This is a genomic window from uncultured Brevundimonas sp. (genome assembly GCF_963974615.1).
Classification (GTDB): Bacteria; Pseudomonadota; Alphaproteobacteria; order Caulobacterales; family Caulobacteraceae; genus Brevundimonas.
Genome location: NZ_CAXBDH010000004.1, coordinates 107,249 through 133,677, shown reverse-complemented (window position 1 = coordinate 133,677; position 26,429 = coordinate 107,249). Strand labels below are relative to the sequence as shown.

21 protein-coding genes are annotated in these 26,429 nt (G+C 64.9%); 10 read left to right on the top strand and 11 right to left on the bottom strand.

What is annotated here, in order from left to right:
• Positions 1-265 precede the first annotated feature (265 nt).
• Entirely contained in the window at positions 266-1,831 is a 1,566-nt protein-coding gene (locus tag AAC050_RS03925; RefSeq protein WP_339913750.1) for a secretin N-terminal domain-containing protein, read from the bottom strand.
• Between the two features lie 581 nt (positions 1,832-2,412).
• On the opposite strand from AAC050_RS03925, the gene AAC050_RS03920 reads away from it, so the two are divergent.
• The 10 genes from AAC050_RS03920 to AAC050_RS03875 all read left to right on the top strand — a co-directional run bounded on the left by AAC050_RS03920 (position 2,413) and on the right by AAC050_RS03875 (position 11,002).
• Positions 2,413-3,450: a hypothetical protein gene (locus AAC050_RS03920; protein ID WP_339913749.1), complete on the top strand. Its 1,038-nt coding sequence runs from the start codon at positions 2,413-2,415 to the stop codon at positions 3,448-3,450.
• Positions 3,447-4,043, top strand: a complete 597-nt coding sequence (locus AAC050_RS03915) for a hypothetical protein (RefSeq protein WP_339913748.1) — start codon at positions 3,447-3,449, stop codon at positions 4,041-4,043. The genes AAC050_RS03920 and AAC050_RS03915 overlap by 4 nt, the downstream gene beginning before the upstream one ends.
• A complete protein-coding gene (locus AAC050_RS03910; RefSeq protein ID WP_339913747.1) occupies positions 4,036-5,865 on the top strand; it encodes an OmpA family protein in 1,830 nt (609 codons plus the stop codon). The genes AAC050_RS03915 and AAC050_RS03910 overlap by 8 nt, the downstream gene beginning before the upstream one ends.
• Complete coding sequence (locus AAC050_RS03905; protein WP_339913746.1) at positions 5,862-6,335, top strand: hypothetical protein; 474 nt, start codon at positions 5,862-5,864, stop codon at positions 6,333-6,335. Before AAC050_RS03910 ends, AAC050_RS03905 begins: the two co-directional genes overlap by 4 nt.
• Before the next feature lie 15 nt (positions 6,336-6,350).
• The gene (locus AAC050_RS03900) at positions 6,351-7,133 is read left to right on the top strand and encodes a hypothetical protein (RefSeq protein ID WP_339913745.1); all 783 of its coding nucleotides are present in this window, start codon (positions 6,351-6,353) and stop codon (positions 7,131-7,133) included.
• 32 nt (positions 7,134-7,165) lie between these two features.
• On the top strand, positions 7,166-7,708 hold the full coding sequence (locus AAC050_RS03895) for a hypothetical protein (protein WP_339913744.1): 543 nt from the start codon (positions 7,166-7,168) through the stop codon (positions 7,706-7,708).
• Positions 7,709-7,770: 62 nt separating this feature from the next.
• The gene (locus AAC050_RS03890) at positions 7,771-8,577 is read left to right on the top strand and encodes a hypothetical protein (RefSeq protein ID WP_339913743.1); all 807 of its coding nucleotides are present in this window, start codon (positions 7,771-7,773) and stop codon (positions 8,575-8,577) included.
• Position 8,578: 1 nt separating this feature from the next.
• A complete protein-coding gene (locus AAC050_RS03885) occupies positions 8,579-9,235 on the top strand; it encodes a hypothetical protein (RefSeq protein ID WP_339913742.1) in 657 nt (218 codons plus the stop codon).
• Positions 9,232-10,368 carry a hypothetical protein gene (locus tag AAC050_RS03880; protein WP_339913741.1) on the top strand — a complete coding sequence of 379 codons (1,137 nt, stop codon included), beginning with the start codon at positions 9,232-9,234 and terminating at the stop codon, positions 10,366-10,368. Before AAC050_RS03885 ends, AAC050_RS03880 begins: the two co-directional genes overlap by 4 nt.
• A 1-nt stretch (position 10,369) precedes the next feature.
• Positions 10,370-11,002, top strand: a complete 633-nt coding sequence (locus AAC050_RS03875; RefSeq protein WP_339913740.1) for a PASTA domain-containing protein — start codon at positions 10,370-10,372, stop codon at positions 11,000-11,002.
• A gap of 234 nt (positions 11,003-11,236) precedes the next feature.
• Here AAC050_RS03875 and AAC050_RS03870 read toward each other — a convergent pair whose 3' ends face one another.
• The 10 genes from AAC050_RS03870 to AAC050_RS03825 form a co-directional block, all read right to left on the bottom strand.
• Positions 11,237-15,955, bottom strand: coding sequence for a PAS domain-containing protein (locus AAC050_RS03870; RefSeq protein ID WP_339913739.1), 4,719 nt, complete (start codon positions 15,953-15,955; stop codon positions 11,237-11,239).
• Between the two features lie 553 nt (positions 15,956-16,508).
• Complete coding sequence (locus AAC050_RS03865) at positions 16,509-16,736, bottom strand: tyrosine-protein phosphatase (protein ID WP_339913738.1); 228 nt, start codon at positions 16,734-16,736, stop codon at positions 16,509-16,511.
• A 15-nt stretch (positions 16,737-16,751) separates the two neighbouring features.
• Positions 16,752-17,057 carry a hypothetical protein gene (locus AAC050_RS03860; RefSeq protein ID WP_339913737.1) on the bottom strand — a complete coding sequence of 102 codons (306 nt, stop codon included), beginning with the start codon at positions 17,055-17,057 and terminating at the stop codon, positions 16,752-16,754.
• A gap of 62 nt (positions 17,058-17,119) precedes the next feature.
• On the bottom strand, positions 17,120-20,167 hold the full coding sequence (locus tag AAC050_RS03855) for an efflux RND transporter permease subunit (protein WP_339913736.1): 3,048 nt from the start codon (positions 20,165-20,167) through the stop codon (positions 17,120-17,122).
• Positions 20,164-21,213: an efflux RND transporter periplasmic adaptor subunit gene (locus AAC050_RS03850; RefSeq protein ID WP_339913735.1), complete on the bottom strand. Its 1,050-nt coding sequence runs from the start codon at positions 21,211-21,213 to the stop codon at positions 20,164-20,166. The genes AAC050_RS03855 and AAC050_RS03850 overlap by 4 nt, the downstream gene beginning before the upstream one ends.
• A complete protein-coding gene (locus tag AAC050_RS03845; protein ID WP_339913734.1) occupies positions 21,201-22,565 on the bottom strand; it encodes a TolC family protein in 1,365 nt (454 codons plus the stop codon). Before AAC050_RS03845 ends, AAC050_RS03850 begins: the two co-directional genes overlap by 13 nt.
• Positions 22,562-23,938 carry a HAMP domain-containing sensor histidine kinase gene (locus AAC050_RS03840; protein ID WP_339913733.1) on the bottom strand — a complete coding sequence of 459 codons (1,377 nt, stop codon included), beginning with the start codon at positions 23,936-23,938 and terminating at the stop codon, positions 22,562-22,564. Before AAC050_RS03840 ends, AAC050_RS03845 begins: the two co-directional genes overlap by 4 nt.
• Positions 23,925-24,602, bottom strand: a complete 678-nt coding sequence (locus tag AAC050_RS03835; protein ID WP_339913732.1) for a response regulator transcription factor — start codon at positions 24,600-24,602, stop codon at positions 23,925-23,927. Before AAC050_RS03835 ends, AAC050_RS03840 begins: the two co-directional genes overlap by 14 nt.
• A gap of 52 nt (positions 24,603-24,654) precedes the next feature.
• Positions 24,655-25,011 carry a PepSY domain-containing protein gene (locus AAC050_RS03830; protein ID WP_339913731.1) on the bottom strand — a complete coding sequence of 119 codons (357 nt, stop codon included), beginning with the start codon at positions 25,009-25,011 and terminating at the stop codon, positions 24,655-24,657.
• A 180-nt stretch (positions 25,012-25,191) separates the two neighbouring features.
• The gene (locus AAC050_RS03825) at positions 25,192-26,397 is read right to left on the bottom strand and encodes a cyclopropane-fatty-acyl-phospholipid synthase family protein (protein WP_339913730.1); all 1,206 of its coding nucleotides are present in this window, start codon (positions 26,395-26,397) and stop codon (positions 25,192-25,194) included.
• Positions 26,398-26,429 lie beyond the last annotated feature (32 nt).

Below are 26,429 nucleotides of genomic sequence, written 5' to 3'. Positions count from 1 at the left end.
GAACAGCGGAAGGCTCGCAAGCGCTAAAACAGTAAGTCTTTTCACCTTGGATTTCCTTTGTTGAGGATTGCGATCGGGGCCAATGCGTCCTTCACAACCAAGGCCACGCTATGGACACAATTTCGCCTTGTCGACGAAATTTTCTCGTTAAGCTTGAAAGAACCTGTTCACAGTCCCGGCGTCGATCGGACGCAAGACATCGCTAATTGAACCTGCGGGTCCCCGGTGATCTGTGTGCAGAGCCTTGTGACAGGCTGAACCCGGATTATCGCGTCTGCGGAGTCCCGCCGGCCGGGAGAGGGTCAGCGTCGGACTGAAGTTCAAACCGGCGGTGGCGAACGATACGGGGCGTTATGATGATATAGAGCTCGGTCTTCGAGCGGGTCGAGCGATTGACCTGGAACAGATTACCAAGGAACGGAATGTCCCCGAGCAGGGGAACCCTGGATGTGGTCGTCAGCGTGTTCTCCTGTGTCAGCCCGCCGATGACAAAGGTCTCGCCATCCCGCACCGAGGCCGAAGTCTCGGCCTCGCGCTGGCTGATCGTCGGAAAGCCCTGCGAAAACCCTGTCACCGACGAGACCACGCCGTAGATCTGTGACGTCACGAATCCGTCCGAGCTGACCCGCGGCGCGATCTGCAGGGTGACCCCGACATTCACGTACTGGACCTGCTGGGAAACAGCGTTGACGCCGGACAGGGCGATGGACGTCAGGATCGGCAGGGCGTCGCCCGTGATGATCTTCGCGGTCGAGCCGCTTTGGGCGGCGATCCGGGGACGTGACACGATGCGTCCTTCACCGCTCAGCACCTGGGCGTAGAGGGACGCCTGCAATGCACCCGAAGGGAGAACCGACTCGGGATCGATCCCGAAGGGGAGGTTCGCGCCGGTCTGCAGGGTGCCCACGGCGATCTGGCCGGACGGATTGTTGAAATCGATGCCCAGGTTGCGCACCCCCTGTTCGGTCAACTCGACGAACTGGGTCTCCAGGATCACCGAGTCCACCGGGATGTCGATCAGCGCGATCTGGTCCTTGACCCGGGCGATCCGCTCCGGCGTTCCGGTGATCCAGATGGCGTTCAAGCGACGGTCGATCGCCATGCCCTGACCGGGGAAGGACTCGCCGAGCGGCACGCTTTCGCGTTCGGGCCGGTTCTGGAAGCTGTTGAAGTTTTGCTGATTGCTTGAGGCCACCGATCCGAAGCCCGGCTCACGTCGGATGAAGACGTTGTTGGGCTGAATGGTCTGGCCTTCGACCAGCAGTCCGATCACTTCGCTGACGTCGGCGTATTTCAGCGGCACCAGTTCGTAAGCGTCGCCCGGGATATAGGTGTCTCTCGGAGCGCCCTGGGCAAAGCCCGGAAGGTCGGTCGCGGGCACGACCGCCTCGCCGGCCGACCCGAGTGGACGACTTCCCGTCGCTTCCTCCTCGCTGATCCGGGTCAGGGTGACCTGGACGCCCCTGTTGCCTGCCGGCTCAGCCTTGACGCTCGAGGGCATCGACGTGTCGAACCGCACCAGCAGGTCGCCGTTGGAATTGTCGAAGCTCACCTGACGGACGAGGCCGTTGGGAGTCACCTGGAGAGACACGCGCGGGGCCCGGAGCGTTGCGCGCATCAGCAGCTCGGGCCTGCGCGGGTTCAGGTTCACCGCTGCATGTTGTGGCTCGGTGGGCGAGAAGCGCAGCAGGAAGGAGGCCTGATCGGCCCCCTGGGTGATCAGGGTCATCTCCTCGAGCACCGATGGGACCTGTGCCGTGCCCGGGGTCGCGCTGAAGACCAGGCTGACGACCATCAGCACACTGGCTGCCCAGCGAAACAATACCATCATATACGCTTGCAAATGCCCCTCACAACGCCCTGTTGTGGCCAGCGTAGTGCACACGGTGCTGTCCGTCCAACGGCAACTTGTCTCTTCTTGGGTGGTCATAAACCGCCGAGCGCGCGGCGCTTGAAGCGTCGCCGGCCGGTGCTATCGCCCCGGCATCTGGACGAGATGCTCCCGTGTGGGCGTAAGCGCAGAATTAACGCCGAACTCCAGTACGGCCAGGGCAGGGGGCAGGACCAATTTTCTCGGGAACGATTCTGATGTCCCGCAAGAGCATGAGTAACCGGAATGCACATTGCGTCGTGGGCGGACAAAAGCCTTGCATTCCAGAGACGCTGCCGGGGACAAGGTGAGGGGAATAACGGGCCGCCCACAACCAAAGGGCTTGCCATCCCGCGGATTCTGGCGCTAGTTAAGATGGTGGTTTGAGCGTAGCGTTTCAATACTCTCTTTAAAGTTTGATTACAGACGTAAGTACCTGCCGTTCCTGTTACCCGATGCCGAAAGCTGCGAGAGCGGCGGGTTCTGGCGCGCGGTAAGGACTTCTACTTGGTGCAAATCAAATTGTTATGGGACGGGCACTCATGTCTCGGACCGATATCCTCATGTTGGGCGTGGGCTCGGGGTCGCCAGGCGCGGCGGCCGCGTTGGCCCGGGCGCTGGAACTACCGATCGAAACCGTCGTGGACGCCGTCTATCGCGCGCCGGCCAGGTTACTGGGCGGTGTGCCAGCCGAGGACGCAGAACGCCTTGTGGAGATCATCACGGGCCTTGGCCTTGAAGCGGCCGTCAAGCCAGCGGGTCATGCGCCTCCGCGGGCTCCTTTGCTGGATATTGCCGGCGAACTGATTGAGCCCTCGCGGGCCGATGAAGTGGCGGCGATACTCGGTGGATTTCTGGGCACGACGCCGGCGGCCGCACTTGAAGCGTTGCTGACCCCGCCCGGCATACTGCTCGGCAATGTCAGCGCAGCGACCTATACCGCTTTGAAGCGGGCCTTGCCCGGCGATGCCGTCTCGCTGATCGCCGCCGACCCGACGTCTTCACGATATGCCCTGTTTGCCTCGCGGCTGACCCCCTTGCAGGCGGGCGTGCTGCGCCCCTATCTGCCGGCCGGGGGCAAGCTTGAAGCCGATGGCTCCGCCACGGTGTTCGACCTGAGCCGGGAAACGGCTGATGCCATCTGGCGGCGGATGAAAGCGCCCGAGGCGGTGCGGATTTTCAATCAGGCGTTCCTGCGCTTTACCATTTTGTTGAACGCGATGCCGGACGATGCGGTCGCCGGTGCGGCGGCGCTGGAGGCACTCGCCGGCGTGCCAACGCAAGACTATCCCCGGCTGGCTGCGGTCTTGCCCGTGCCTGTGCAGGCGGATGTGTGCTTCACCGAGGTGCCGGCCCGGCTGGCGGCCTATGTGGAGGCAGGTTTCGGCGCGACGGCGGAGCTGTCGACGTTCGCCGGTGTTGCCCTTGATGTCATGAACGCGCCGACCGAGGCGCTGGCGGCAGCGGGGTTCGGAGCCCAACCGCCGTTCCGCACCGCGGTCATGTCGCGCCCGCGCGCGCGCCTGATGCGTGCGCGACTGGAGGCTGCGGGGGCTGAGGTTCTGGAGGCCGTTCCATGACTCCCGTCCAGATCGAGCGCGACCCTCTCGCCTGCAGCGATGCGGCGCCCAACCGGCACCGCATGCATATGGCGGTCGCTGAAGCCGGCAAGCGGCTGGCGCTGAAAGGCCGACACGACGAAGCCTTGATGAAATACCGTGAGGCCTTGCGTCTGGCATATGCCGCGGCGGCTCCACAGGTGTTTCCACGCCACTATCTCCACTGCGTCATCGAAAGCCTGGAGCACTCCGGGGCGTATGCACAGGCCGCGGCCCTGGCCGGTGAGGCGGCGAGCGCCGCCGCTGATGCTGATGCTTCGACGTTTCACCGACGTGACCGGGCGCATTTGCTGGAGCGTCAGGGTGTCAACCAGCTGAAGGCGGGCGACACCGCCGCCGCGCGCGCCGCGCTGACGGCCGCTCTGGCGCTGGACCCGGAACTGTCCCTCGCCCGCGCCGTCATGGACTGGACGGCACGCGGCCTGAGCGTCAGCCCGACGAGACTGACCGAGGCGCAACGACATCACCGCTACTTCATCGTCCGCGCCGACATCGTCGATGCGGACGGGATGATGGACACCCCGAAAGCGAGCAAGGACGCGGCCCATGGCTAATCCGATCGAGACAATGACGCCGGGTCAGATCCTGACGGACACGAGCGTATCGAACTTCATTCAGGCGATGGGGATCAGTATCGCCAATGCCCAGTTGCAGCTGGATCTCAACAGCCTGTCCCAGGTCGGCGAATATGTGATGCCGAGAGAGGGACTGGGCGGCAAGTCACTTCTCCAACTCGGTCTGTCGCCACCGTTCTACCACTACCAGCATGCCGACCTGACCGTGCGGCTCCAGCTGGCGATGAAGGTCGGCAATACTGAAAGCTTCGGGATCGGCGGACATGTGGATTTCGGTCTGAACAACGGTCCGGGTGCCGGTGCGGGGACCGGTTCCCGGCTGGCTCAGGTCACGCTGACCGCAGTTCCGGCCAGTGTGACCGTCGCCGGGACCCGGCTGGATGTAACCGGGACGGATCTTGAGGCTGCGGCCAACAATCTGGCGGAACGGTTGAGAATGCCGACGGGCCGATTTGATCGGGTGTTCGTCAACAACACGGCGCGCAGTGTGACCCTGGCCCTGGTTCCGGCGACGGCCCGGAATCCGGTGCTAACCGGCAATGCCATTGCCTTCCTGCCGACTTCAGCCGTCAGCGCGGGATTGATCCGCATCGTCAACACGCCGACGGCCGGCAGCAACGAAGTCTACACCCTGGCGAGTGGCAAGGTCGCGACCGTGAACTCGGAAGCCGACGCCCTGGCGTTCGCGCGCAGCGTCCGAACGGCAATTCAGGGGCTGGGCGGATTTAACGCCCGCCTGGTGCGCGATTCCGCGGGCTCGACCACGGCACCTGACGCGCTCGGTGCCATTGCCATCTGCCTGTTCGACACCGGCAGCAGCGTGTTGAAACCCGACGGTCTGGCCGAGCTTGGGGTTATTGCCACCCTCCTGCGTGGTGGCACCCAGCCGGTGATCGTCAGCGGTTTTACCGACCGGGCCGGCACAGAGGCCAGCAACCGCCGTCTCGGCGACGATCGCGCCGCGCGGGTCCGTGATCAACTCATCGCTCTCGGCGTCGCGGCCGGCCGTATCACCACGCCCGCCAGCACGGGCGAACTGCGGTGGACGGGGGATCCCGGACCTGAGGCCAATGCGCAGTTCCGTCGTGCGGAGGTGACCCTTGCGGGCGGTGGAAACTACATCGTGGTCGAGGCCAACGGCACCAATCTGCAGGCCACGCCCACGCCTGACATGACGGGCGGTGGAACCGGCAACGGCTTCGTCGCTGTGGCGCGCTCGACCGCCCAGGCGGTCGACGGTACGGCCGTCAACGTCGGAACGGCGGCGACGGCCGTTGCCACCAGCGGCACGGCGGTCAACAGTGACGGAAACGTCTTCGGCACCAACAGTCCCGAGGCCTTTGCCTTCAACATGGCTGCCGCGATCAACGCGGGCTCAGCGACCAATCTCTCGCGCGCCACGCGACGTGGCTCGGTGGTCTTTGTAGCTCGGTCAGATGATGCGATCGTGCTGGATCTGCTGACCCTGGGCACGGCGGACATCTCGCTCGCCGCGGATGGGGGCGCGCGCATCAGCCAGCCGTTGGCCGCGGCGGCCGCCCCGGGTGGTGCGCCTGCTACGCCGACAGCCGATCCCAACCGTGCGAACTATGCCCTCGCGGTCGGTATTGCGGTCGATTATCGCACCAGCCGGACGTTTGAACAGTCTGTCAACGGCAACAGCGAGATCGTCGCGCGCCTGGTGGCGGTTCCGGCACCGGTCGAATTCCTCGATGAGATACGCACCTATCTGGCACCGCAGCCCGCGACGCCGACACCGCCGCCTTCACTGACGCCAACGCCCACCCCGCCGTCGCCATGAGTGAGGTCCCCGCCGTCACCCGACAGCTGCTGTCGGCTCCGCTGCCGCAGATCATCGAGCGGCTGGGTATCGCTGTCGCCGATGCCCAGCGCGCCATGGACGAAAACAGCGTGCGCACCGCTGCGCTGATGGCGACGACCGAGATCGAACTGGGGGGGCAGCAGTACAATCTCATGGCGCTGGGTTTCACGCCGACCTTCTACAGTTTCACGGAAGCGACGGTGGAGGCCAAGCTCAGCTTCTCGATGACCGAGGGCACCGAGTTCGGTGTCACCGCCGGGGCCAGCCTGGGCGTCAACGCCGGTATGGTCATGGTCGCGGCCTCGGTAAGCGTCTCCTATGCGCGCAAATTCTCGGTGAGCGCCGAAGGCATGAGTTCGATCGCGGCGCGCGTGGTCAGCCTGCCGCCGCCCGAAATCCTCGAGGGCGTTCTGCGTCGAATGAGCGAACAAACCCCCGAGCCCGCCTAGAAAAGGAACGGACACATGGCTATCGGACAGGAACTGCTTAACGTCCCGATGGGGGACATGATCCGTCAGATGGCGTTCGCCATCGCTGACGGGCAGATGCAACTGGATGCCAGCAGCATCGAAGTCGCTGAAATGATGGGTGGCCTCAAGGTCATCCACGACACCGACGGCCAGATCGCATTCGACGATAGCCGCATCTTCTTCGGCTACGATCTGATGACGATTATCGAGGCGGAGGCCTATGTCGCGACCGAGGAAGCGCTGAGGTCGGGGAGCACCGCAACTCTTGCGGCGATGGTGGCGGACCAGAAATCGAGCACCCCTGCGGGACAGCGCGCGACGGCGTTGATCCGTGTGCCGACACGTCTTTCGATGCTTGAGCTGGGGTTCAGTCCGACCTTTTACCAGTTTGTCGACACCATCATCGAGGTGAAGATCGCCATCAAGATCACCCGCTCGACCGAGACGACGCGAACGACCCGCGACACGGGCCAGAACCAGAAAAGTTTCAAGGTGGGCGGAGGCATATTCGGGGCGCTTTTCGGGAGCCCCAGCGGGGGGGGCAGTCAGGTGTCCACCAGTCAGGTAGATGCGACCTATGCGAGCAAATACAGCTACACCGCCGAAGGCTCCAGTCTGCTTCGCACCAAGCTGGTGCCGCTGCCGCCGCCGCCCATCCTGGAGGAACGCATCCGACGTCAACTGGATGAGGACGTCGAACGCCGTCGCAAGAAGCTCGACGCTGAAATTAGCGCGCGCACCCCGCTGCCTTCACCGCCCCCGCCTCCGCCGCCCTAGCCGCCCGCACCCTGACAGCAGGAGATTGAACGATGAGCGTCGGTACCGAACTGCTCGCCGTACCCTTCCCGGAAATGATCCAGCGTCTGGGGGTCGGCATCGCCCAGGCCCAGTTGCAGCTTGACCTGGTCAGTCTGCGCATCGCCCGTCTGATGGCGGGTTATGACGAGGCGGCGGACCAGGAGACGCCCGGCGAGGGCAATGTTTCCAAGAAATACCTGATCAAGTTCGGAGATGGCCAGGAATACAGCCTGATGGAGCTGGGCTTCACGCCCACCTTCTATCAGTTCGTCGATACGGTCATCGAACTCAAGATGTCGATCTCGATGAAAACCGATGTCGAGAGGAAGGTAGAGAGCTCGTCCAGCGCGACAGCGGGCGGTGCCTTCTGGACGCCGTTCGGCGGCGGCGGTTCGGTGGCCACCAGCAGTGTCAGCGCCAGCTTTGCCGCCAAATATCAGTACAGCGCCGAGGGCAGCAGTTTGATGCGCACCAAGCTGGTGCCGATCCCGCCACCGGCCTTGTTTGAGGAACGGGTGCGCGACCTGATCGCAAAACGCGCGACTCCGGCATGAGGGAACCGTGGCGAGATGCCCTGAGACGCGCGGCATCAACCGCAGGACCGGGCGCGTCGTCCGTGGTCCCGGACGACGCGCCGGCACCAGACCCGGCGGGGGTCGACCCGGCCGCGCTCGATCCCGCAGCGCTCTCACCGGCCCTGGCCGCCCTCATCAGTCAACGGGAGTCACTGCAGGCCGGGGTCGCGGCCCTGACCGGCGGCGACCCGGCGGATCCCCGCTATGCCGTCACACCGATGGCGGTGCGACGCGCCGAATTGGCTCGCTGGGCCGCCGCGCGCGACCGTCCGCGCGAGGCGGCACCTGATCGACCATCGACCCCGCCGACCGTCGCGCCGGAGATCTCTCTCCTTGCGGGCGCAATGCCGTTACCCCTGCGGCCGACGCCGGGAGAGGCGGTGCCGGCCGGCCGGCCGCCGATCGATCCCCGGGCATGGATGGCGGCGCGTGACGCGGTCGCCCTGGGCGACGGGGTCACCAACCGCCGCGCGCCACCCCAGCCAGTCGGCGATGCGCTGGACCGCCGTCTGACGCGCGCGCGCGACCTGGTCAGCCGGACCCGCGCCGCCGAGGTGGTCGCCAACCGGGCCCTGGACGCGGCGCGAGACGCCATCCCCAGCGACTGGCGGGCACGCGCCGCAGACCGCATTCCAGGTCTTGGACGGGCCGATCCCTATGTGCGTGAAACCGCGCGGAAACTGGCCGTGGCGGTCGGCTCCATCGATGAACTGACCTCCAGGGCCGACCAGTTGAGGGAGATGGCCGGCAACGTGCGCGATCTCCGTGAGGCCGACGCCGCCAATGACGATGCCCGCCGGGACCGCGCCCTGGACCGGCTTCGCGCCCGTCGCGCCGAGGAGAGCTGACATGCCCGAGCAAAGTCGGTTCGTCGGCAATTCGATCGAGGAACTGCTGGTTTCGCTCGCCAATGGGCTGCGCGAGGCGCAGATGGCGCTGAACGCCGGACCCTTGATGGACGCGGGCGGTCGGCTGCTTTCGAGCTATGAACTGCCATTTCTGGACTTCTCGATCCAGGTCGATATGCAAACCCGGACCGATAGCGGCGGTCGACCGATCGCGCTGGTATTCACCGCCAGGGACCAGAGCAGCAGCAGTCAGAATGTCCGCAGCAGCATCAGCGGGCGTCTGATCGCCACGCCACCCGGCGAGGGCTTGCCCGTTCCGCGGATCGCCATCGCTGTCGGTGGCAATATCGGCGGAGAGGCGACACTGGCCCTGACCGTCAGCAACAGCGCCGGCGAACGACTGGCGGACCAGCCGCTTGAGCTGAACATCGACGATGAGGACTCGAGCGCCCTGTCCCGCGCCCGGGGGCTGGGCGAGTTCAGACGGTTGCCCGGCACCCGGTTGCGAGACGCCCTGCTGACCACCGATGCCGACGGTCGCGCCGCGACCTTGCTCAGGATCGACGACGGCCAGTCCGGGAAGAGCGTGGCGGTCGTCGTGGCCTCGATCGGGCCATTCAGCGCCCGCGCCGCGATCCCGCTGGAGGTGGTCGGATGAGCACGTCGTTCAACTGGTTCGCCCGGCTGGTCGATGCAGGTGCCAAGCCTGTGGCGGGCGTGCGGGTCGAGGCGCAGCTGTTCTATCTCTTCTCCAATGCCTGGGTGTCCGCCGGACCGGCGACCTCCGGTGCCAACGGCGAGCTGCGCGGCAAGGGCGTGATCGCCGATGACACCGTGCCGCTCGCTCCGGCCCTGCGCCTGGTCGAAAGCGGCGGCGTCGTGGTCCTGTCGTCGAATCCGCGCGTCTCGCGGCGCGCCCGGTCGGCCCTGCTGAATGTCGATTTCGGCGAGTTGACGCGATTGCCTGATGCGGCTCGTTTCGTTCAACCGCGTGCGGCGACAAGGGGAATTCCGGACGACCCGTTCGTTGTGGGTGGTGTGGTGCGCGCCGCTGAAGGCGGGCTTCAGGCGGCCGAGGCGGCCACCCTGAAAGCCGAGATCGCCAAGGAGGTGGCGGGCCAGTTCGCGGCGCGGCTGTCGGATAGCGCCAAGGCCCTGACTGATCGTGACGTCGAGCTGGCGGCCCAGCGCAAGGCCCTGGCCGAACGTGAAGCGGCTCTGGCCGACGTTTCGCTCAAGCTGGCGAAAAGCGAAGCAGCGCTCGTGAATCTGCGCACGGAAGCGGCGGCCGCCGGTCCGCGTCTCTCTGCTGCCGAAGACGGGGTGAGCGAAACCAGCATCGGGGTCGGCGACCTGGCGACCAAGCTTGGGACCGAGCTCGTCGGGGCGCAGACCGCATTGAAATCGTCCGGTTTTTCGCTGGGCAGCGTCACGGTCAATGCCCGGGGTCTGATGCAGGGCGACGGAAGCCGGTTGAACCTGCTGAACACCGTCGATCTGAAATCCTTGCCGCCGGGCGTCCTCTCCGATGTCAAGATCGACCTCAACCCCGATCGTCCGCCGGCCGTCGGAGTCGCACTGGTGGCACCCGATGTGCGGCAGTTGACCGAGACGGCCGCACGACGGGTCCTGGCCTCCGTGGGCCTGATGCTGGAGGCCAGCTTCGGCCCGCCGGGCCTTGGGACGAATGTCGCCGAGGGTCAAGCGATGTTGCAGACGCCGGAACCGGGCACAGGCATGGCGCGCGGCGGTCGTGTCCTGGTCGTGTTTGCCCGCAGCTCGGGAGCATAGGATGACGGACTCGCTGGGTGAATTGTTGAGTGACGGTCTGGCGGCCCCGCTGGGGGCCGTGATCGCCGCCGTGGGACGAGGTGTCGCCGAGGCCCAGGCCGCGCTGGACGCGGCATCGCTCGCCCAGACGCTTTCGGTCTATGACGCCGAAGGCGACGAGGGCATGGCCCTGCTGCGCGACATCGGCTACCGCCCGACCTTCTATGTCCTGCCCGAGACGACCTGCGAGGTGCAGGTGTCGATGCGGGTCGGTGGCACGGGGGCCGCTGACGGCAGCGCGGGCGGCGGTCTCAGCGCGGCCCGTACCTATGTGGTGCCGGTCGATGCGGGTTTCGCCAACCGTTATGGCTATCAGGCGAACGGTGCTGCCAAATTGACCTTCAAGGTCGTCCCGGTGCCGCCGCCCACGGCGCTCGACGAGTCCCGACCAGTGCCCGCCCTGCTCGACGATCCCGCCGAGACCGCTGTGCAGAAGTTGGAAACGCTCGGATTCATTGTGGCCACGGTGAACGCTGACGGCCAGCCGGTGGCTCTTTCGGATCGCCCGCGTTTCAAGGTCGCGGCCCAGGACAGCGTCGCCCGGACGTTCCGGCCGATCGGGTCCGTCATCACCCTGACCCTGAAGAAGGCGTGACCCTGGAACCATCGCTTTCGGGCGAATGTCATCCGCTACGTGGTGTGGCTGTATTTCCGCTTCAGCCTCAGTCGCCCCGATGGCATCTGGACGAGGTAGTCTGCTGGATCGGTGCAAGGCGCATGTATTTGTAGCGCGCTGTCGATGACGAAGGCGAGATCCCGGATCCCGGGGCCGGCGTCGGTGGAATATGTCCTGACAACACCGTTGGGGCCGACAGGACCGTCTCTGCCGTTAATCTGACAGGCTCCCAATCGGAACCCTGTCCAGAATGTTCCGCACCTTTGCCGAAAGGTCTTCCACGCTGAACGGCTTGCCGATCAATTCCACACCGGGGTCGAGCACACCATTATGGACGACGGCGTTACGGGTGTAGCCGGTGGTGAACAGCACCTTCAGATCCGGCCGAAGCCGGCGCGCGGCCTCGGCGAGCCTGGCACCATTGACGTCGGGCATCACCACGTCGGTGAACAGCAGCGAAATATCGGGATGTTGTTCCAGGAGTCTTAGCGCCGCAGGGGCACCGTCGGCCTCGAGCACGCCGTAACCGAGTTCTGTCAGGGCCTCGACTGAAAACCGCCGGACGGCGGGCTCGTCCTCGACGACCAGAACCACCTCGTGTTTTTCGCCGAGAACCAGTTTCGTCGTATCGTCCTCTTCGGGCGTGGTGGCGTCCGTGTCGGTCAACCGGGGGAGGTACAGCTTGATGGTCGTGCCCTGGCCGGGTTCGGAATAGATACGTACATGGCCCTGGGACTGTTTGATGAAGCCATAGACCTGGCTGAGGCCGAGGCCGGTTCCCTTGCCGACCTCCTTGGTGGTGAAGAAGGGGTCGAAGGCCTTGGCAATGACGTCGGACGACATGCCCGAGCCGGAGTCGGTGACGGCGATCAGCACATACTGGCCGGGCGCGACACCGATTTCGGCGGCGACATAGCGATCATCCAGATGCGCATTCTGGGTTTCGATCATCAGATGACCGCCGTCCGGCATTGCGTCCCGGGCATTGACCGCCAGGTTCAGAATGACGTTTTCCAGCTGGTTCGGGTCGACGTGAACCCCCCAGACTCCCCCGGCGAGAACCGTCTCGAGCCGGATATCGGTTCCCAGTGCGCGGCGCAGGAGGTCGGACATCCCGCCGACCAGGCGGTTGGCGTCCACCGGTACCGGCTGGAGCGGTTGCTGGCGCGAAAAGGCGAGCAGACGCTGGGTCAGCAGGGCCGCGCGACGGGCCCCCTCGCTGGCGGCTTCAACATAGCGGCGCGCCCGGTTGTCTTCCTTGTCGAGCCGGCGATCCAGAAGTTCGAGTGAGCCCATAACAACCGCCAGCATATTGTTGAAGTCGTGGGCGATACCCCCCGTGAGTTGTCCGACGGCTTCCATCTTCTGGCTCTGGCGAAGCTGGGACTCGGCCTCCTGCAGTGCGGCGGCCGCTGCTTTTTCCGCCGTCACATCGCGGGCCACCGCATAGATCAACGCGCCATCGGGAACCGCCGTCCACGAGAACCAGCGATAGTCACCGTCGCGGGTGCGGAAGCGATTTTCGTAGCGAAGGATCGGGTCTCCCGACGCCAGCCGGTCCAGTTGCTCGTGAGTCTCTGACGTGTCGTCAGGGTGTTCCATCCACGCCGGGTTCCGCCCCACCAACTCCTGCTCCGACCACCCCAGCAGTTCGGTCCAGACCGGACTCACACTGAGCCAGCGGCCCTCGGAATCGGCGATCAGGAACGGATCCCGCGACAGGGTCCAGAGCCGGTCGCGTTCCGCGGTGGTGGCCTCGACGGTGCGTTCTAGGTCGTCCCGGGCCCGGGCAAGGACCTCGCGCGCGGCGACGATTTCATCGATGTCGGCCGCCGATCCGATCCACCGCGTGATCGCGTCGGCATCGTCCCGAACGGGGACGGCCCGCACCAGCCACCAGCGGTAGATGCCGTCCTTGCGGCGCAGGCGGAACTCGATCTCATAGAGGTCGCCGGTCTGGATCGAGGACTGCCAGCGTTCCAGGGCACCGGCGAGGTCGTCGGGGTGAACGAACCCGGCCCAGCCCTCGCCGAGTCCTTCGGTCCCACCGTCACCGGAGTAGTCCAGCCAGCGCGGGCTGGTGTAGTCGAGCTGCCCGGCTGTGTCGGCGGACCAGACGAAGCCGGGCATGGCCTCGGCGACACTGCGGAACAGGGCTTCGCTTGCGGCCAGCTCGAGCGCACCGCGAGCGCGTTCGACCGTGGTTCGGGTGCGTTCCGCGACTTCGCGGATCAGGGCGAGCTCTCCTGACGACCATTCGCGAACCTCTGCGGCGTTGAGGAACAGCATGGCCACCAGGCGACCGGATTCGAGAACCGGCATGTTGACGATCGCACGCGCCGCCACGGCCTTCAAAGCCTTGGCCGCAGAGGCATTTCGTGGATCTGTTTCGGTGTCCGAAAATACCACGGTCTCGCCGCGCTTCAGGTCGTTGATGAAGGAGCCATAGTCCCGGAAATGACGAACGCCCGCGAGTGATTTCACCTCGGGAGCAGTCCAGTCCCGCTGAATCTCGACGGTTTCGGTGCCGGGGTCGATGGTGCCATAGCCCGCCCGGCTGAGGCCGAGGGTCTGGCCGAGGACTTCAGCGGCGACATAGGCGATTTCAGAGGGATCGCGCAGGTCGCGCCAGCGGTCATTCATGTCGATCAGGGCCTGCCGTCCCGCCTCGTCCTGTTTGCGGTCAGTGATGTCGAGCACCACCCCGGGGAAGCGAACGGGTTCGCCCTGACTGTCGTGGTAGGCGCGACCCCGGGCCAGCACCCACCGGACCTGCCCCCCCGGCAGCACCAGTCGATACTCCGACTGGAAGTCTTCCCCGGCAGCGAGCGCCTGTTCCATGCCGGCCGCGACCTGGGCCTGATCGGCTTCGTGGATGCTGGAGGTGAACTCCGCCACGGGCGCGCCCCGTGCGGCTCTGTCCGGGTCCACCGAATACAGGCGGGCGAAATGCGGGTCCGCATAGACCCGGTCCGCCTTCACATCCCAGTCCCAGGTGCCGACAGCCGAGGCCGCGTCGAGGGCGAATTTGAAGCGGGCCTCACTCTCGCGGAGCGCGATCGCCGCCGTATGACGCTCGATCAGCAGGGAGGCGGAGCGGGTCGTGACGTCGACCAGTTCCAGGTCCCCGGCGTGGGGTTCACGCGGTTCGCGATAGTACATCGCAAAGGTTCCGAGGACGGCACCGTTGGTCGACAGGATCGGTGTCGACCAGCAGGCCCGAAGGCCGTGCGACAGGGCGAGGTCGCGGAAGTCCGCCCAGCGGACGTCGTCGGCAATATCCGAAACGAACACCGGCTCCTTCAGGAAGGCCGCCGTGCCGCAGGAACCGACGTTCTGACCGATCGCGACGCCGTCGATGGCGCGGTTGTACTCGTCCGGCAGGTTTGGACCCGCACCATGGCGCAGGTGCTGACCGTCGCGATCCAGCAGCAGGATCGAGCCGATCATACCGCCCTGTGCCTGTTCCTCGATGGTCGTCAGCAGTTCGCCGAGCGTGTCTGTCAGCGGTGCGTCCTGCACTGCGAGTTCGAGGACCCGCCGCTGGGCCATCTGCAGCATTTCCGAACGCTTGCGGTCCGTGACGTCCGACACAATGCCCAGCATCCGCGTCGCGCGACCCTCGCTGGTGCGATAGATCGATCCATCCGCGGAGATCCAGTGAATGCTGCCGTCGGGCCAGACCACACGACATTCGAAGCGCCACTCGGTCAGATTGGTGACCGCTTCCCGAAACTGCTTTTCCACATCGTCCCGGTCGCGAGGGTCGACGTGGGCGAGGAACTGTTCGAAGCCCCAGTCTGCAACGGGCTCGGCGTAGCCGAAGCAGGCATCGTGCCGCGCCGAGCGCCGGGCCTGGTCGGTCAGAAGGTCCAGATCCCAGTCTCCGACCTTGGCGGAATCGAGGGTGAAGTTCAGCACCGCCTGACTTTCACGCAGCCGGGCCTGGGTCCGCGCATTCTGTACCGACCACCAAAGACGTTCCGCGACATCCTGCAGCAGCATTTCGTCGGCGTCGTTCCAGCGCCGGGGTACGGTCTGGTTGACGTAGAAAAGCGCGCTGAGCCGGCCGTTTTTCAGGATCGGCACGGCCATGCCGGCCCGAACCCCACCGATGGCGGCAAAGGCGGCTTCGTGTCCCTGGGTCCGGTTGTCGGTTAACGGGTCTGCCAGCCGTACGGCCCGGCCGGCCTGGAACTCCTTGACGAGTTCCTGACCGTAGTCGGCGAGGCGAATTCTGCCGGGCAACGGCGGCATCCGGCCATCGGTCCAGTCGTGTTTGATGACCAGGAATTCGTCTGTCGGATCGACCTCGCCATAGCCGCAGCGACCCGCTTCGAGATGCCGACCGACCAGCTCGCAGGCCGTCGTCAGCAGGTCCGTTGCATCCTCCAGGCCGCGTAGACGGTCGTCGAGATCGATACGGAAGCCCATCCGATGATTGGTCAGGACCGTTTCTGTGGTCTCGGCGCAGACGCAGAACATGCCGGCGATCGCCCCGGTTTCGTCCCGGACGGGCGAGTAGGAAAAGCTGTACCAAGTGTCTTCCGGATAGCCGTAGCGCTCCATCACGAGGTGGAGATCCTCGTTGAAGGTCGCCTCGCCCGCGAGCGCGCGCTCGACGAGTGGGTTGATGTCGTCCCAGATGTCGGACCAGACGCCCTGGAATGGCTCCCCCAGTGCCGTTCCATGCTTCTCGCCGAGGATCGGGGCGTAGGCATCGTTGTAGATGAAGGTGAGCGCCGGTCCCCAGGCCACGAACATCGGATAGCGCGACGTGATCATCAGGTTCACGACCGCCCTGAGCGAGACCGGCCATGTCGGGAGCGGGCCCAGCGGGGAGGCGGACCAGTCATGAGCGCGGATAGCGCCCGCCATCTCTCCGCCGTCTGTCAGCCAGTTGTCAGCCGTGGCCGCCTTGTGATCACTCATGTCCACCCCTGGGCCCCAGTCCACCGTGGAACTCGGCGGAGTTGTCAATTTTGTTGGACATACGGATGCGCGCCCAACAACTGCATTTGGAACGCTACTCCGGTCAGCGAGATCCGGGTGCAGCGATGAAGCGTCCCGCAACAGGCGCGAACGACCTTCCGGACCCAACGCCGCGTTCTTGATATCGTTCAATCCAGGTAGGTGTGGATCCGCATTCGAACGGTCAGTGGTGGTTCACGGGATCCCGTCTATGGGCAAAAGTGACGTCGGATGACCAGCGCCAGTGCGACAGTGAAGCGCAGGGTCGGCGTCGGGAAGGTGTGACGCTACCCGGCATCGCGGCATGTGACGGGACTGGTCGGAGTCCGGGTCGCTGACTATCGTTCAGAGCTGGCGCACGAGCCGTGGCGGCGCTGTCAGTCCAACGGCAATTTTCTCCGCTGGGCGCGATTAGGGTAGGGGGCTCATCGTCACGCGGCGATCAGTTGAGCCCACCACTCTTTGCGGGCGTTCGAGGTGTCCGCTCCCGGCAGCTTGAGGCGTCAGTACCGTTTCAGCTGTCGCTGTAACCCAGGGACGGTTCCATTTCTTCGAAGGTAACCGTCATGCCCCATCCCTTGCCGAACGGGGCGGCGATGTGACCGTATCGCAGGGACAGCTGGTCTTCGGCGGCCTGCTCGCCGAGTCGGTCCACGGCGGCCACATAGAGGGCGGAGGCCAGTCCGGAACGATCCACTCCGGATTCGCAGTGGATCAGCAGCGGCTTCGGCACGCGCTGCATGATCTCGATCAACCGCTAGGCCTCTTTTTTGGTAATGCCGCGCTTTGCCGACATCCTGAAGTCGATATGGTGGATGCCCAGCCGCTCTGAGGTCTCGATCTCGTCCCGGTACCACGACTCGGATTCATTCTTCCCGCGCAGATTGATCACGGTTCGGATCCCGAATCTGCGGTGGTATCGGGCCAGCGCTTCGGCGGAGGGTTGGGCCGAGCGGTAGACTTCGCCGTCAGAGACGGTGTGGAAATTTCCGGTCACCGCCGCAAGGGTCACGTAGCCCAGAAGAAGGGCGAACGCGCCACCGGCGACGATGCCGGCCCGCACGGCAATCCTCGCCCCCATCGATAATGATCCCGTTGGTTTCCGGGGCGGCCTGATCCTGACGCTCATGCTGATGGCTTTCTGAACGGGGTGGACAGGCGGGCCAGCAGGGCGGGCGTGAAGATCAGGATCAGGGGCACGCCTGCGAGCAGGCCCGTGATGATCGCAATCGCCAGCGGCGTCTGCATGGCGGAGCCTTCGCCGAGACCGAGCGCCAGGGGGGACAGGGCCAGGATGGCGATAAGGGCCGACATCAGGATCGGTCGCATGCGTGCCCGTCCGGCGGCAATCAGGGTTCGGTTGTCAGCCGGACCGTCCGTGGGCAGTTCCGCCAGATAGAAGACCCCCAACTCGGCGACGATGCCGATCACCATGGTCAGGCCCATCATTGCCGAGATGTTCAGTTCGGTCCCGGTAACCCATAGGCCCAGGAAGACACAGGATGCCGCAAGGACCAGGGTCACCACGATACTGCCGGCCGCCGCCCAGCTACGGAACAGATAGAGGAACAGCAAACCCACCAGAAACAGGGCGCTGACGAAGACCACGGCGAGGTCACGGAAGGATTTCTGCTGCTCGGCATACAGGCCGCCATATTCGACACGTACTCCCGAAGGCAGGGCCAGGCCCGAAACGGTGCGTTGCACCTCGCGCATCGCCGAACCGAGGTCACGCTGATCCAGACGCGCGGTAACCGCGACCAGAGGCTGCAGATTCTCGCGTGTAATCTGGGGTTGGCCAGGTGCGATCGACAGGCTTGCCACCCTGTTGAGGGGGAGGGCGTGTCCGTCCGGCGCGCGGATCGGAAGGATCTCCAGCGCCTTGATGCGGTCCCGGGTTGAGCCCCCCGTCCAGACGCGGACGCCGATCAACTTTTCACCCTCCTGGATCTGACCGATCACTGTGCCGCCGACGAGGAGTTCGAGTTGACGGGTGACAGCTTCCGGATCCAGTCCCTCAAGCGCTGCTGCCGGGCGATCGACCGTGATCACAACGGCGTCGCCCGCGACGCGCAGACCGCCGCGTACTTCGACGACGCCCCGGATTTTTCCAATCGCATCGACGACCATGGGGGACGCGGTCATCAACGCGGTCTCGTCGGCACCGAGCAATTTGACCTCGATGGGTTGGGGAACCGCCGTCAGGTCCCCGATGAGATCTTCCATGAGTTGGGCGGTTTCGACGGTCAGGCCGGGAACGGTGGTCTCGATCTGTCCGCGGATATCGGCCGTGACTGTCTCGATGGGTCGACGCCCCTTGGCCTTGAGCCGGACGAAAAAATCACCTTCATTGGCTTCGGACAGCCCGCCTCCGAGTTGCAGGCCCGTGCGCCGTGAATAATTTTCGACATCGGGGGTTGCCTGAAGGATGGTTTCGACCTGCCGCAGCAGCCGATCGGTCTCGGCCAATGAGGTGCCGGGTGCAGCGTAGTAGTCGAGGATGAAACCGCCTTCGTCCATTTTGGGCATGAAGCCGGATCCGACCTTGGTATAGGCGAACCCACCGACGGCCACCGTGATCAGGGCGACGATCAGGGCCAGCCGCCCGGGCACGCGCAGGACTTTCTGCATCAGCCATTCGTAGCGACCTCCGAATTTTTCCAGCAAACTGCCGGCACGTTCGGCCTGCTCGACATCCCGCTCCCTCACCCAGCGATCGGCCAATACGGGGGCGATAAACAGAGCGAACAGGAGGGAAACGCCGAGCGCGGCCGACATGGTGATGGCCAGGGCCTTGAAGAAGCCGCCGGTCACGCCACCCAAAAAGGCCAACGGGGCGAACACCAGAATGGTCGCCAGTGTCGAGCCTATCAGCGGTCGCGCCATTTCCGCCGCTGCGGAGAGGACACCTTCGGTCTCATCGGCACCGCGCCGTCGCTCTTGCAGACGCCGCATCAGATGCTCGAGCATGACCACGGCGTCATCGACCACCAGACCCACAGCGGCGGCCATGCCGCCCAGGGTCATCATGTTGAAACTCATCCCCATCAGGCCCAGCGCGAGTGTGGTTGTCGCCAGGACCGCCGGCAACAGGAGTGCGACGATGAGCATGAAGCGCAGGCTTCGCAGAAAGACGAACAGAACGATTCCCGCGAGCAGGGCCCCCAGCAGGATGGAGTCCCGCACACTTGCGGCCGCGGCGGTGACCAGTTGCGACTGATCGTAGAAGGTGACGATTTTCACGTCGGGCGGAGTCTCGGCCTTGAACCCGGCGATCCGGCGACGGACCTCCTTGACCAGGCCGACGCTGTTGGCGTCGGGCGTCTGGCGAATATTGATCAGCACCGCGTCCTGACCCTGGGAGGTCAAACGCGTCCATTGAGGCGTGTGGCTGATCACCACATCGGCGATGTCGTCGAGTTCGACAACGCCCCGCGTGCCGGTCTGGACGACCGTGTGGCGGATGTCATCGATACTGCCCAGGCGGTTGTCGGCCAGGACGAGGTACAGCCTGTAGCGGTCCTCGAGCCGACCGGCCGCGACGACCACATTGTTGGAAGCCAATACGCGGGCAAGGTCCTCGACCGAAAGGCCGAGGGCCTGCAGCCGGGCCGGGTCGGCGAGGACCTGGTATTCTTTCTGCTGCCCGCCCTGTACATCGACGCTGGCCACACCTGGAACCGAAGAAATCAGGGGAGCCAGCTGGAGCATGGCGAAATCGCGCAGACTGACGGGATCGCGCGTGGTCGAAACCAGCGCGAGACCGAGGACGGGAAAGACTGTCGGGTCCATGCGTCGAACCTCGAACCGTGAACCGGGCGGCAGGTCGGGCATGACGGTGTTGACGGCAGATTCGGCCTGCAGGGTTGCGGCGACCATGTCTGCGCCCCAGGCGAAATTGACCGAGAGCTCCGCCGAACCACGGCTGCTGGTCGAACGCACACTTACGACACCCGGAACCGTTCTCAGTGCGCGTTCGACCGGACGGGTCACCTGATTGACCATCTGATCGACGGGCCGGTCGCCGGCATCGAGCGCGACCACAACCCGGGGAAAGTCGATCCGGGGAAACAGGCTGACCGGCAGTCGGACCGCTGATGCCGAGCCGGCCAGCGCGAGAAGGACAAAGGCCAGGATAACGAAGCGAACCTGACCCGCCAGCCAGCGGGTCATGGGTGTGCCGCCTGAGGAGGTTGGCCGGTGTGCACGGCCATGCCGTCCGACAATGCCGGACCGCCTTCGACAACAAGCTGATCGCCCGCCTGTACGCCGGTGCGAATCTGGACGGTGTCACCCTGTTCAATCCCGAGGGTTACGGCCCGTCGGATCGCCTTGCCGTTACGGACGACGAAAACGAATGGGGCATCACCATCGTAGAGGATGGCTGCACGGGGCGCGGTCGTTACCCCTCGCAAGGCGTTTGCCACAATCCGGGCCTTCAGGGTTTCGCCCGGAAGCAGGGGGCTTCCCCGCGGGATGGCCACCAGTAAGGCCGCCAGTCGCGTGGCGGGATCAACACGGCGGTCGATCGATGTCACCCGCGCCGGAACCGAGACGCCCTCATCGTGAAGGCCCTGCAGGGTCAGGGGGGCCCCCGTTCGCAGGCGCTGCGCATCCTCGACCTCAACGCCGAGTCGGGCGTTCATAAGGGCGGTCGACCCCAGGTTCGCCACGCTGGTTCCTGACGGGGCCAGGGTCCCCGGACTGAGCGGAAGGGCATCGATGACGCCGGCAACGGGGGCCACGAGCGTCAGCCGACCTCCGCGTGTCAGTCGTTGAAGGTTGGTGCTCGCCTGGCGAGCCGTTGCTGCGGCTGCGGCCGCGGTTGCGACGTCGGCGTCGGAGGCCAGCCCGTCAGCACGGAGCCGCCCCAGTCGAGCGGCCGCGGCATCGGCGAGTCCGGCTTCGCGCGCCAGACGGCTCAGGTCGAGCCGGGTGTTCGAACTCGCCACAAGCGTGATCACAGGCTGTCCGGACCGAACCGCCTGGCCGACCCGAACGTGGACCTGGGCGACCTGGGCTTCAAACGGCGCAGTCAGGATCTGGATCGCCGAGGGGTCAAACTCGACGCGCCCGTAGGCAGTGATGAGTTCGTCGATGTCCTGCAGGCTCACAACGGCCGTTCGCACCTGGGCGGTCGGTTCAACGGCCTTGTCCGCTGGTTTCGAACAGGCTGAGAGGGCCGTCACGATCGCGATCGCCGCAATTATTCGTCGCATTCGTTTTCCCTCAGGGCTCTCCCGGTGGTGAGCTGGATTGCACTCCACTGCTCAGCCAGACCTTGATCGATGCTCGCCAGGGCGAATTCCTTGTCGAGTAGCGTAAGGCGCGCTGTTTCTGATGTGATCGTGGCGATATCGCCTCTGGCGGCGGCCCGCTCAAAGGCATCGACTGTCAGACGAAGCGGCACGACCTGGCCTGCCAGGTCCTCGCGTTGTCGTTTGCCTATTCGATAGGCCGAAACCAGCGTCGCCAGGTCGGACCGCGTCGAATACAGCCGTGCTGAATATTCCGCCCGGAGCTGTTCACGGGTCGCGTTCTGAACCGCGATCTGGCCGCGGTTGCGGTTCCAGAGCGGTATATCGAAACCCAGAGCAACGCCATTCGTCCGGATCGCGCCCGTGTCGCGGGCCGCATTCAGGGACAGGTTCAGCCGGGGATACTGGCGGAGCAATGCGATCCTGAGATTGGCATCCTGGGCATCGTAGCCGGCCCGAAGCGCGGCGAGATCGGGACGGGAGGCGATGGCCTCGTCCACAAGGCGCGCTGTGTTCGGGAGGCAGGCGGGGGGAGCCGCCGGCGGGGTGAGTGTTATGGAAAACGCCGGCGACAGGCCAAGGGTCGTGTTCAGGGCGATCCGCGCTGTCTGAAGATCACGTTCAACGGTCCGAACCCGATCACCGGCATCAGCTTCGCCGATCCGGCGGGTCTCAAGATCGCTGGCGGAAAGGTCGCCGTGCGCGACAGCACGGAGCGTCCGCTCGAGAATGCTGGATGACAGGCTGTGAGCCTCGTCAGCCGCAGCAAGCGTCGCCTCCAGACCAATGACGCGTGCCGCCAGCAACCGAGCCTGATTGGCCGTTTGCCATTCCAGCCAGGCGAGATCGAGCCGCACCTGTGTGCGGGTCGCGCGCGCGCCTCGCAGGGTCTGGGGCCGGGTGTAGAGCGCCGAGATGTCCATTCCCAGACTCGCCGCCAGGGCATCGACCAGCCCCGGGCCGGCCCCCGGGTGGTCCAGGCTGAAACTGAACTGGGGGTCCGGCAACAGACCGGCTTCGAACACCTGGGCCCCGGCGACTCCCAGTCGGGCGCGCTGCGCGCGAAGGTCGGGATTCGAAATAACGGCGATGAGGCCGAGCTGGTCCGGCGTAAGGGCGCGGGAGAGATCGATCGGGACGTCGGTCGCCTGACGGCCGTATCGCGCCGCAATAGCTTGATCGAGCGTCTCGCTGGAAGGGTCAGGATCCAGACCGTGCGGAAGGGGAGCCGGGACGTAGGTCGCACAGGATACCAGCGCCGGCCCGGCGCAGAGCACCAACAGGCCCGACCAGATGATCTTCCGTCGCTTCACCCTGTTACCTCCGCCGGGCGTGGCAGGTAGATCTGCGCCAGCAGTCCCGGTTTGTTGGACGCTAACACAAGCCTGCCGCCGTGTAGCTGCGCTATCGCGCGGACTAGCGCCAGGCCGAGACCGGACCCCGGCGTGTTGCGGCTGGCATCCAGACGATGAAAGCGGCGGGTAACGTTCTCGCGTTCACCCGCGGGAATGCCTTGTCCGCTGTCACGGACCGCCAGGACGACCTGATTGCCTTCGTCCAAACACTCGAGGCTGATCCGCGTGGGTTCGCCAGAATGCACGATCGCGTTCTCGATCAGATTTGAGAGCAGTTGAACCAGGAGGTCGGCGTCGCCCAATACCGGCTGTGCGCTGTCCATGCTTACGGTCAGGGAGTGCCCGGCCTCCTCGCTCACGGGTTGATAGGCCTCGTAGACACGCTGGATGATCTCGGAGGGTTGGACGGATTCGAATGCGGTACGCCCGGTGCCGCCCTCAAGTTGGGCGATGCGCAGGAGCGCGGCAAAGGTTTCGAGTACGCCGTTAAGGTCAGTGATCGCGGCCTCCAGAATGGCGGCTGGTACATCGGGTCCCTTGGCGGCGGTGCGGGCCTGATCCAGGCGTTGCCGAAGCCGGTTGAGCGGGGTGCGAAGGTCGTGGGCGATATCGGACGATACGTGACGCAGGGCTTCCAGCGCCGCCTGTTGCCAGTCCAGCAACGCGTTCAGATTGGATCGCAGCGTCTCGAATTCCGAACCGAGACCGACGGGCGGAACGCGTTCTGCCGGATGGCCCGCCATGATGCGGGCCGTCGCCCGGTTGATCCGGTCGAGCCGTTGCGCCAGGGCCGCTCCCGCGACGCCTCCGGCGATGGCAGCGATCAGGGACAGGCCGCCTATGGCCCAGAGGCTGATCCAGGACACCAGTTCCTGGAGTTCCAGAACGGCGTAGGTGGACTTTCCGACGATCAGTGAGCCGTCTCTCAGGGGGGTCAGCAGCGTCCGAACCGGCACGTCTTCGGGGTTGGGGCTGTCGTCTTCCGCATGCGGAAGCTGCACCTCGTCAAGACCCGTCCGCGGTATCAAACCTTCCGGAAACTGCCCGGCGACCCGGTGGCCCTGGCTGTCCAGCACTGCGTAAACATAGGGGCTCACAATCCGGGAGCGCGCATCGACGCGTCGTTCCAACCCGGACCGATCCTGTCCTCCATCGGTCGAAAGCAGAACGCCTGTCTCGGTCTGCAAGTCGGAGTCGAGCCCATTGGTGCCGAAGGTGGCAACGGCGCTGTCTACGGCCCAGTACAATGCTCCGCCCCCAACGGCGAACACCACGGCATAGATCAGGGCAAGGCGAAGGGCGGCCGAGCCGATCCATTTATGCACGGTCATGCAACATGTATCCGGAGCCGCGGACGGTGTGGATCAGGTCGTTTCCGAACGGGCGATCCACCTTGGCTCGCAGACGGCTCATATGGGCATCCACCAGATTGGTTCGCGGGTCGAAATGAAACCCCCACATCTTGTCCAGAAGCATGGCGCGGGTCACCACCTGTCCGGCGTTTCGGGCGAAAAATTCGAGGAGCTTGAACTCCTGGGGGGTCAGATCGAGCCGGGTCTGCCCGCGCTGAGCGGTACGCGCGCCTGTGTCCACCTCCAGGTCCGCGACCCTCAGTTTGCATCGCATGTCCATCGCGCGCGGTCGTCGACCCAACGCATTCACGCGCGCGAGCAGTTCGCTGAAGGCATAGGGCTTGACCAGATAGTCATCGCCGCCCGCCTCGAGGCCTTCGACGCGATCGCCGACGCCACCGACAGCGGTCAGGAAAAGAACCGGGGTCGCGATTCCGGCAGCGCGCACAGACCGAACGATCGACAGCCCGTCCCCGCCCGGGAGCATGCGATCAACGACCAGAACATCGTGGTCGCCCTCAAGCGCCAGATGCAGGCCGTCATCGGCCCGAACGGCAACATCGAGGATGTGGCCGGCTTCACCGAGGCCGCGGCTCACGAATTCCGCGGATTCAGGGTCATCTTCGACCAACAGGATTTTCATCATCACGTCCCTGAAATCGGCCCCGCCTCCAGAGAGACGGAGCCGGTCTTCGTCAGTCGTTGTCTTCGGCGCCTTCGTTTTCGTCCGCTTCAGCCGCCTGGGCCGAGATCGCGCCGGAGGTCATATCCACGGTGTAGGTCTGGACCTGGCCATTGGCGAGGGTTTCGACTTCCCACAGATTGCCGCTTTCGTCGTCAAACGACGCTTCCATGGCCTTGCCGCCGCTCTGTTGTTCGGCCAAGGCAATTGCCTGAGCGAGCGAGACGCGCGCGGCAGTAATCGCCGCGATCTCTCCACGCTCGTCATCGTGTGTGTTGATCGGGTTTGCGGCAAGGGCCGCCCCGCCGATGGCGGCAGCGGAAACAAGCGCCGCTGCGGACAGGCCGAGCATCAAGGTCTTGCGAGTCATTCCTGGTCTCTCCTCTCACCCCAATCGGGTGTGTCTTCACACTAGGTTGCCCAACCTTCGCGGATGCTCGCGGTGACATTACAACGGCGTCGAAGATCTCATTGGCGGGACCTTCAGTTGGGTTCGATCCAGACATCGACAAGCTGAAATGCCCGCCCCGGGGCTTTTCGCGTTCTGCCGCTATTCCGCCAGGGCCATGCCGCTCCGGGTAACGACTGCGCCCGGTCCCGCAGGCGCGCTATCTGATGCCGATGTCTCGCGATCTCTCAACCGGGTTTCGGCTTCGTCGATGTAGCGCCGGGTCAGGGGAACAGTCTCCTGACTCCGGGCGATCTGGATCTGGAAAATCACGATGTCTTCATACCGGAACGCGGCCTCCGCCATGGAGAGGTAGAACTCCCACATGCGACAGAACCGCTCGTCAAACATGGCGCAGGCCTCGGTACGACTGGCCATAAAGGCAACCCGCCAGGCCCGCAGGGTGGCGGCATAGTGGAGCCGCAGTACTTCTACATCGGTCACGATCAGACCGGCCCTCTCAATGACCCGAGTCATGTCCGACAAGGACGGCAAATGGCCTCCCGGGAAAATGTAGCGGGTCAGCCAGGGGTTGGTTGTGGTCGGTTCGTCGGAGGATCCGATCGTGTGCAGCAGCATCACGCCATCTTCGGTCAACCGGTCCCGGCAGGTATCGAAAAACGGCTCGTAGAATTTCAGTCCCACATGTTCGAACATGCCGACCGAGACGATGCGATCGAAGGTTTCCGGCACGGCCCGATAATCCTGAAGCCGGAATTCCACCAGATCCTCTACACCCTGTTGGACCGCCCTTGCCTGAGCCCGCGCAAGTTGCTCATCCGATAGAGTCACGCCGACGACACTTCCGACCTTCGCCACGCCTGCCAGATAGAGGGCCATCCCGCCCCAGCCGCAGCCAATGTCCAGAACCCGGTCACCGGGGCGCAGGACCATCTTGGCGGCGATGTGCCGCTTTTTGGCCAGTTGAGCATCGGCGAGGCTCTGACCCGGGTGCTCGAAATAGGCGCAGGAATACTGCCAGTCAGGATCGAGGAAGAGCGAATAGAAGGCATCTCCGAGATCGTAGTGGTGGGCGACATTGCGGCGCGATCGACCGGGGTCGTTTCGCTGGCCCCACAGTGAAATGGTTTGTCGTATTCGCTCAATCGCCCGGGCGGTGCCGGACGCCCGTTCCTGCGGTTGGCTCAATACCAGGCAAAGGAAATCGTAGATGGTTCCCTGAATCATGACGAGGCGGCCGTCGGTGAACAGCTCTCCCGTTCGCAGTTCAGGTTGCAGCAGAAGCGACAGCACTGCGCGCGTGTCGGCAAGTCGAGCTTCCACCGGTTCGCCGGTGCCGTCGCCCATCGTCACGCGTGTCTCGTCAGGCAGGATTACCG